We start from the raw sequence: 8,215 nt of genomic DNA, 5'->3' as shown, positions 1-8,215 counted from the left end.
GGGTCGGGGAGGCCGGCGGCTGCTCGGGCGTGGACGGGCCGCCCTTGGCGTCGTACTGGTAGGTGTCGGTCACCTTGTGCTCCTTGGTGATCTTCCCCGGAGCGGGGGAAACGATGGCCACCGGCAGCGGCCCCAGGCCGTCAGACGGGTACGTGCAGCGAACATCAACTACTCCTTCATGCAGGGGGAGGGGAGCCGCCGGTGAGGCGGTCGGCCCGGGGGTTGGAAGGTCAGCGCCCGGACGGCCTGAACGCGGCCGGCAGGGACGAGAACACCGCGGGGATGTCCGGCGGTGAGGACCGTTTCCTACGGGTCGCCGAGCAGGCCGGTCAAATCGTCGGACCGGCTGACCGAAAAGGGCTCCGCATGCGTGTTCCTCAAGGGCAAGCGGTTGCGAGTTGGGTCCGGTTGGCCTGCCGCGCAAACCGGTCGGATGTCACGTCAAACGCGCATCCGGTGTGTCGAAAGAGTGGAACCGGCGCCGACTTGTGACCGCCGAAGGGTCCTGGTGATCTCGACGCCCTCTTCGGAGTGACGGCGGTCCATCGAAAAATGGTCATCACACCGCGCGGGGGATCTGCCGCCACCCCGGATCGGCCGCGGCGTTACAGGTGCGTGAGCGGCCCAACCGGCCGGTTCACGTGCCCGGCTGCTGGGCGTTGTGGCGCAGCCCCTGTTTCGCGTGGTGAATGAGGAGAGAGCAGTGACGGACAAGCGTCTGACGAAGCGTCAGCGAATCGGTGTGGCTCATGTGGCGGCCGTGGTGTCGCTGGCCGCGGCGCATCTGGCCCTGGCTCCGCCCAGCGCCCACGCGGCCGACCCGGCAGGCTGCACCCGCAGCGGTGACCGCATCACCTGCACCAACGGCGTACCCAAGGGGCAGACGCTCACCGGCACCAGTGGCGACGACACCATCGAGATCACCGGGGCTGTGTACGGCACCGTCGAAGGCGGTGACGGCAACGACACCATCACCGTCACCGGACGCGATGGAGCCCCCGGTGCCCATGGCTCCAGCCCAACGCAAAGCGGAGGCCGCGGGGAGAGCGCGCTGGGAAGCGGCGGACAACTGCTGGGGGGCGACGGCCACGACATCATCACGCTGACAGGCGGGAACGGCGGCAGGGGAGCCGACGGCGAGTACTCCCCTGCCAAGGGCGGGCACGGCGGGCGCGGTATCAAGGGCGGTGTTGTCGACGGCGGTCGCGGCATCAATCAGATCACGGTGCGCGGTGGTAACGGAGGCCCCGGCGGCACCTCGAAGAAGGGCCCAGCAGGCCCGGGGGGCGGAGGCCCGGGCATGGAAGGTGGTCGGGTCATCGTGGGTGTCGACCAGCACAGCTCCCTCGTCATCGAGGGAGGCGATGGGGATGAACAGCTCTCGAATGGGCCCGAGTTCCACGGATCGGGAGGCCCTGCCGTCGCTTACGGCACTGTCGAGGGCGGGGCGGCACCCGAGGGCGTCTCGATCAGGGCGACTGGCGGGGACAGCGGCCGCGGGACCCGAGGAGCCGCTGGGGGCGTCGGACTTGGGTACGGCACGCGGCTGATCGGGACACCAGGGGATGACGAGATCACGTTGGAAAGCGGAATGAATCGGAGCGGAGGGCCCAGGGCGGCGGGCCTCGTGCTTCCCAAGTCGTTCGACGCGAAAGCCGGTAACGACACGATCACCGTCCACGGCTCCACCGGGTTCGTGAAGTGCGGCGCAGGAGAGGACACCTACAACTACACCGGACGGCGAGGCTTTCCCGATCGCACCTGCGAACACATCAACCGTATCCAGTAAACGCCACCTCTGCGGCACCCGGCCGTGCCGTAGAGCGACGATCAGCGACGAGCGCCGCCCTTGAGCGGTGAGGGCCGTTTCCTACTGGCCGCTGAGCAGGCCGGTCGAATCGTCGGGCCAGCTGCCCGAAGAAGGCTCCGCATGCGCGTCCCGTGAGGGAAAGCGGTAGCGAAGGGTGCCCAGTTGCTTCTCGCGTGCCCCAGGCGCTGGGCGTGTGGCGCAGCCCCTGTCCGCGTGGTGAATACGTGGTGAATCAAGGAGAGAAATCAGTGACGGACAAGCGTCTGATGAGGCGTCAGCGAATGAATGTGGCTCATGTGGCGGCCGTGGTGTCGCTGGCCGCGGCGCATCTGGCCCTCGCGCCGCCCAGCGCACACGCGGCCGACCCGGCGGGCTGCTCCCGCAGTGGTGACCGCATCACCTGCACCAACGGCGTACCCGAGGGGCAGACCCTCACCGGCACCAGTGGCGACGACACCATCGAGATCACCGGAACGGTGTACGGCACCGTCGACGGCGGTGACGGCAACGACACCATCACCGTCACCGGACGCGATGGAGCCCCCGGCGCCTATCGTAACTTTGCAGGTTTCACAGGAGGAAAGGGGGAGACCGCGCTGGGAGGCGGCGGGGAGCTACTGGGGGGCGACGGCAACGACATCATCACGCTGACGGGCGGGAACGGTGGCAGGGGAGGCAACGCCTCCTTCGGCGACGGTGGCGATGGCGGGGGTGCCGGAGCCGGTATCGAGGGCGGGGTTCTCGACGGCGGTCGCGGCATCAACCAGATCACCGTGCGCGGTGGCAACGGAGGCGTCGGCGGAACCTCCCAATACGATGCGGGCCAATCGAAGTCCGGAGGCATGGGCGTAAACCAGGGCTGGGTCACCGTGGGTGCCGACCAGCACAGCTCCCTCGTCATCGAAGGGGGCGACGGCGGCGACCGGGGCCGGGGGACGCTCCCCACAGAGGGAGGGCATGCGCTGCGTGCCGGCACCGTCGTGGGCGGGTCGGCGCCCGAGGGCGTCTCGATCAGGCTGATCGGCGGGGACACCGGCCGGGGGAGTCGGCCGTCCAAGGGTGGTTACGGGGTCTTCGTTTTCGGACAGCTGACGGGGACGCCAGGTGATGACGACATCACACTGGAAGGCGGAATGAGCCGGAACGGAGGGCATAGGGGGGCCGGCCTCGGCAGCCCTGAGCCCGTCGAATTGGGAGACGGTAACGACACGATCACCATCCACAAGGCCGGCGGGATGGTGAACTGCGGCGACGGAGACGACACCTACAACCACGCCGGAGAGCGAGGCTTTCCCGACCGCCGCACCTGCGAACACATCAACCGCCTCCAGTGACGTCTCCCCTCCCGTGTCACCCGGCCGTGCCGTAGCGGCGACGTCCTACGCTGGCCGTGTGAGCGCAGAGCTGTTTCCGCGGCCGGTCGCCGAGGTGGCCCCGGGCGCCGTGCACGTCCCCGCGTGGCTGGACCCCGAGCTGCAGCGGCGGCTGCTCGACGCCTGCCGGGCCTGGGCCCGGCCGCCCGCCGGGCTGCGGACCGTGCGCATGCCCGGCGGCGGCGAGATGACCGCGCGGCAGGTCTGTCTCGGCTGGCACTGGTACCCGTACGGCTACGCCCGCACCGTCGTCGACGGCGACGGCGCGCCCGTGAAGCCCTTCCCCGGCTGGCTCGGCGATCTCGCCCGGCAGGCTGTGGCGCACGCGTACGGCGACGGCCCGTGCACCGCCCCGTACGACATCGCGCTCGTCAACCACTACGGCGCGGGCGCCCGCATGGGCCTGCACCGCGACAGCGACGAGCGGTCCGACGCCCCCGTGGTCTCCTTCAGCCTGGGCGACTCCTGTGTCTTCCGGTTCGGCAACACCGAGACCCGGGGGCGGCCCTGGACGGACGTGGAGCTGCGCAGCGGCGATCTCTTCGTCTTCGGCCGGGAGTCCCGGGCGGCGTACCACGGCGTGCCGCGTACGCACCCGGGCACGGCGCCCCCGGAGCTCGGCCTGACCGGCCGGATCAACATCACCCTGCGGGTCAGCGGCCTGGGGAGTGGCTGACCCGCCCCCGCCCCTGGCTCTCGCTCCGCCCCCGTAGCCTGCCGCACCGGGCCGACAGGGCCATGCCCGCGGAGACGAGGGCGAACAGCAGGCGCACGTACGGGTTCCAGCGGGCCGGGCGCGCCACCGTTCCCGAGCAGGCGAGCTCCGCCCGGTCGAGGCTGTCCTCCAGCGCCGCGTCATGGCACCAGCGGTAGCACAGCGGCCAGCTCAGCCGCGCCGCGCCGCGGGCCTTCATGGTCAGGGTGTGGCGCAGCACCGTACGGTCGGCGTCCACCGGGTGCACCGTGTACTCGTGGAAGCCGTGGAAGCCGCGCGGCCCGGTGAAGCGGAAGCGCACCCAGCGACCCGGCACATGGGCATCCACCACGTACCGCACCGGGGCGTGGCCCCCCGCCGAACCGGGCGTCAGCCCGTCGGACAGGATCATCGCCGGCCAGGTGTCGTGCGGCCACAGCCGGTCCGCCGGCCCCGCCAGCGAGTCCAGCAGCGCGCCGACCTCGCTCGCGCCCGCGCGCAGCAGACGCTCATGGACATTGAGCACCGCCATGGTGCACCCCCGTTTTGGAGAGGAGTCTCTAATACCTCCAGAGTACGCTCCCTGCCATGGCCAGGCCACCCCGATACGACTCCGCCCTCCTGCTCGACGCCGCCGTGGCGCTCGCCGCGCGGGGCGGGCCCCCCGCCGTCACCATGTCGGCCGTCGCCAAGGAGGTCGGCGCGCCCAGCGGCTCGGTCTACCACCGCTTCCCGCAGCGCCCCGCCCTCCTCGCCGAGGTGTGGCTGCGCACGGTGGAGCGCTTCCAGGAGGGCTTCCTCGCCGCCCTCGCCGTGCTCGCCGCCGACGACTGCCCGCCCGCCACCCTCCGGGCCGCGGCCCTGGCGGCGGCCCGCCACGTCGTCTCCTGGAGCCGCGCCCATCCGGACGAGGCCGCCGTACTGCTGCACGGCGCGCGGGACTTCGGCCGCGCCGAGTGGCCGGACGCGTACGTGCGGCGGGCGGACGAGGGCAACGCGCGCGTCATGAGCGCCGTGGCCGAGGTGGCGCGGCGCCTGGGCGCCCGGCGGCCCGTGGACGCCGAGCGCGTGGTCCTCGCCGTCGTCGACCTGCCGTACGCGGTGGTCCGCCGGGCGCTGCGCGAGGGGGACGGCCTGCCGCCCCACGCGGAGGACCTGGTCGTACGGTCGGCGGACGCGCTCCTGCCCCAGGGGGCGGAAGCGGCGACCGCGTGAGACGGAAGCCGGCCGCCCGTGCGCCGGCGGCGGGAAGCCGCGGGCGCCCGTCAGCGCAGTGACGAGATCGTGAAGCCGAACTCGCTCTCCCGCGCCGGCAACTGGTACCGCGGCAGCACCCCCGGCCCACAGGACTGACTGCCGATGCCCTGGTGCGCGTGGTCGAGATGGAGCCAGATCAGCGGGCCGGGCACGAGATCGGTGGTGTGCCGGGCCGCCGCCAGCTCCTCGGTCGTCCAGCGCCGCGCCGTGAAGGAGAACAGCGGATCGCCCTCGACCCGCACCCCGGAGCGGCCGTCCTCCCGGCGCAGCCGCAGCCAGCGCACGTCCAGCCGCGCGCCGCTCTCCTGCGGCCGCACATACGGTGTGGACAGCTCGTCCACGGGCAGTGACCAGCGGCCGACCCGCGCGGCGGCCCGGGTGTCCGGGTACGCCTCGCCCGGCCCGCCGCCGTACCACTCGGCCACGCTCAGCGTCCCGCACACCCCCAGCCGCACCCCGAGCCGCGGCAGCACGCACGGCCAGTCGCCCTCGGGCACCACGTGGACGCGCAGCCGCAGCCGGTTGTCCGTCGCCGTCCAGCGGTAGGTGGTCCGCAGCCCGAGGTCCGTCGCCGCCGGCGCCACCCGGGTGCGCACCACCAGCGCCTCGCCCTCCATGCACACGTCGTCGAGCCGGTGGCGCATCCGGTCCAGGCCCAGCGCCCGCCAGAGCGGGCCCAGGCGCGGCCCGGGCTGCCACGGGGCGCCCTCGTCGTTGTCGGTGGGCGCCCGCCAGACGTCCAGCCGGGGGCCGGACACCTCGAAGCCGTCGATGTACCGCAGTTCGCCGCTGGCGGCTTCGAAGGCGCCCGGGCCCAGCAGGATCACGTTTCCCTCGCCCGGCCGCGGCCCGGGGCAGCGCCGCGCCGCCGGGGGGCGGGGGCCGGGCGCGGCGGCGGGCAGCTGGCCCCATGCCACCTCGTGCCCGGTGGCGGCCCAGGGCAGATCGCGCGAGAGCACCGCCCGTACGGTCCACAGCGCCTCCCGGTCGCCGTCCACGGCGGGCGGCGCCGGCAGCTTCAGATCGGCGGACTCGCCCGGACCGAGCGGCGGCACGGCGAGCGTGCCCGCGGCCACGGCGAGCCCCTCCACCTCGTAGGCGCACACGAACGACAGGTGCGACAGGTCGGAGAAGTCGTAAGCGTTGGTGATGCGCACCAGCGTGGCGCCGGCCGCCGCGTCGCCGCCGGCAGCGGCCGCCTCGATCCGTACGGGCTCGATCACCTTCTTGTACTCCACCAGCCCCGGCGAGGGGCTGCGGTCGGGCAGCAGCAGTCCGTCACAGACGAAGTTCCCGTCGTGCAGCGGCTCGCCGAAGTCCCCGCCGTAGGCGTAGTAGGCCCGGCCGTCCGGGGTCAGCCGGGCGATGCCGTGGTCGATCCACTCCCAGACGAACCCGCCCTGACAGCGCTCGTACTGCTCGAACAGGCGCTGGTACTCGCTCAGCCCGCCGGGGCCGTTGCCCATCGCGTGCGCGTACTCGCACAGCACGAACGGCAGGGACCGGCGCCGCGCGTCCGCCTCCGGGTCGTCGAGCGGCTCCTCGGCGCGCCGCCCGATCAGCTCCACCTCCGCGTGGTCGGCGTACATCCGGGAGTACACGTCGCCGACCGCGCAGCTCCGGTCGCCCTCGTAGTGGATCGGCCGGTCCGGGTCGCGCTCGCGGACCCAGTCCGCCATCGCCACCAGCCCGCGGCCCGTGCCGCACTCGTTGCCCAGCGACCACAGGACGACCGACGGGTGGTTCTTGTCCCGCTCCACCATCCGGGCGGCCCGGTCCAGCAGCGCCGGAGTCCAGCGCTCGTCGTCCACCGGGTTGCCCCGCCAGCCCACCGCGTGGAACCCGTGGGTCTCCAGGTCGCACTCGTCGATCACCCACAGCCCGAACTCGTCGCACAGGTCGAGGAACGCCGGGTGCGGCGGATAGTGGCTGGTGCGCACGGCGTTGATGTTGTGCTGCTTCATCAACAGCACATCGCGCCGCATGGTCTCCCGGTCCAGCGCCCGGCCGTGCTCGGGGTGGAACTCGTGCCGGTTGACGCCCCGGAACAGCAGCGGCCGGCCGTTGACCGTCAGCAGCCCGTCCACCACGGCGACCGTACGGAAGCCGATCCGCAGCGGCACCCGCTCCCCGGGCGTCGCCAGCTCGCCCTCGTACAGCCGCGGCGTCTCGGCCGTCCAGGGCTCCACCGGCACGGTCGCCGACTCGCCGGTGGCCAGGTCGAGCCCCAGCTCGGGCACCGTCACCCGGCCCTCGGGCGCGCAGTCCACCCGCAGCGTGCCGGTGCCCTGGCGGTGGTCGTACGAGGCGTGCACGAAGAAGTCCCGCACCGACTCCTCCGGCCGGTGCACCAGCGTCACCTCCCGGAAGATGCCCGGCAGCCACCACTGGTCCTGGTCTTCCAGATAGCTGCCCGCCGACCACTGGTGCACCCGCACCGCCAGCACGTTCCCCCGCGGCCGCAACTGGCCGCCCACCGCGAACTCGTGCGGCAGCCGGCTCCCGGTGAACACGCCCAGTTCCTGCCCGTTCAGCCAGACCCGGGCACAGGAGTCCACCCCCTCGAAGCGCAGGACCGACTCGCCGGCCCACGCGGCCGGCCCGCCCGGCAGGTCGAACACGAAGCGGTAGTCGCCCGTCGGGTTCTCCGTCGGCACCCGGGGCGGGTCGATGGGGAAGGGGTAGTGCGTGTTGGTGTACGCCGGGCGGCCGTGACCGTGCAGCACCCAGTGGGCGGGCACCGGCAGTTCTCCCCAGCCGGGCGCGTCGTACCCGGGGTCGTAGTCCGTACGGGCGAAGGAGTCGTCGTGAGCGGTGGCGGTGGGCGACAGCCGGAACCGCCACACCCCGTTCAGGCTCAGCCGGCGGGCGTCGGAGGAGGCGTACCACGCCCGCGGCGGCAGTACGCCCCGGCCGGGCGAGACGTCCTCGTAGTAGGGGGTCGGAGTCCCGTGGGCGCTGCTGGTCATGCTGCTCCTTCGCTGCTCCTGTGGTGCGGGCCCGCGCTGCTGCCTGTGGTGCGGGCCGCGCTGCTGCCTGTGGTGCGGGCCCTGCGGCGTGGCGCGCCGGCCTGGCGGCGGC

Annotated in this window: 6 protein-coding genes; 4 read left to right on the top strand and 2 right to left on the bottom strand. The window is 72.8% G+C overall.

What is annotated here, in order from left to right; all coding sequences use genetic code 11:
• The first annotated feature begins 703 nt into the window (after positions 1–703).
• The 3 genes from ACSNOD_RS25130 (at position 704) to ACSNOD_RS25120 (ending at position 3,859) form a co-directional block, all read left to right on the top strand.
• Positions 704–1,789: a hypothetical protein gene (locus ACSNOD_RS25130; RefSeq protein ID WP_436769323.1), complete on the top strand. Its 1,086-nt coding sequence runs from the start codon at positions 704–706 to the stop codon at positions 1,787–1,789.
• Positions 1,790–2,058: 269 nt separating this feature from the next.
• Positions 2,059–3,144 carry a hypothetical protein gene (locus ACSNOD_RS25125; RefSeq protein WP_436769322.1) on the top strand — a complete coding sequence of 362 codons (1,086 nt, stop codon included), beginning with the start codon at positions 2,059–2,061 and terminating at the stop codon, positions 3,142–3,144.
• Positions 3,145–3,202: 58 nt separating this feature from the next.
• The gene (locus ACSNOD_RS25120) at positions 3,203–3,859 is read left to right on the top strand and encodes an alpha-ketoglutarate-dependent dioxygenase AlkB family protein (RefSeq protein ID WP_436769321.1); all 657 of its coding nucleotides are present in this window, start codon (positions 3,203–3,205) and stop codon (positions 3,857–3,859) included.
• Here the strand turns inward: ACSNOD_RS25120 and ACSNOD_RS25115 are convergent.
• Complete coding sequence (locus ACSNOD_RS25115) at positions 3,837–4,409, bottom strand: SRPBCC family protein (RefSeq protein WP_436769320.1); 573 nt, start codon at positions 4,407–4,409, stop codon at positions 3,837–3,839. The genes ACSNOD_RS25120 and ACSNOD_RS25115 overlap by 23 nt on opposite strands.
• A gap of 56 nt (positions 4,410–4,465) precedes the next feature.
• On the opposite strand from ACSNOD_RS25115, the gene ACSNOD_RS25110 reads away from it, so the two are divergent.
• Positions 4,466–5,092, top strand: coding sequence for a TetR/AcrR family transcriptional regulator (locus ACSNOD_RS25110; protein WP_436769319.1), 627 nt, complete (start codon positions 4,466–4,468; stop codon positions 5,090–5,092).
• Positions 5,093–5,142: 50 nt separating this feature from the next.
• Here the strand turns inward: ACSNOD_RS25110 and ACSNOD_RS25105 are convergent, their stop codons facing one another.
• Complete coding sequence (locus ACSNOD_RS25105; RefSeq protein ID WP_436769318.1) at positions 5,143–8,103, bottom strand: glycoside hydrolase family 2 TIM barrel-domain containing protein; 2,961 nt, start codon at positions 8,101–8,103, stop codon at positions 5,143–5,145.
• Positions 8,104–8,215 lie beyond the last annotated feature (112 nt).

The sequence above is a fragment of the Streptomyces sp. URMC 123 genome, assembly GCF_051386515.1.
Classification (GTDB): Bacteria; Actinomycetota; Actinomycetes; order Streptomycetales; family Streptomycetaceae; genus Streptomyces.
Note: the sequence above shows the minus strand (reverse complement) of the source record. Positions and strands in the feature narration are given on the sequence as shown.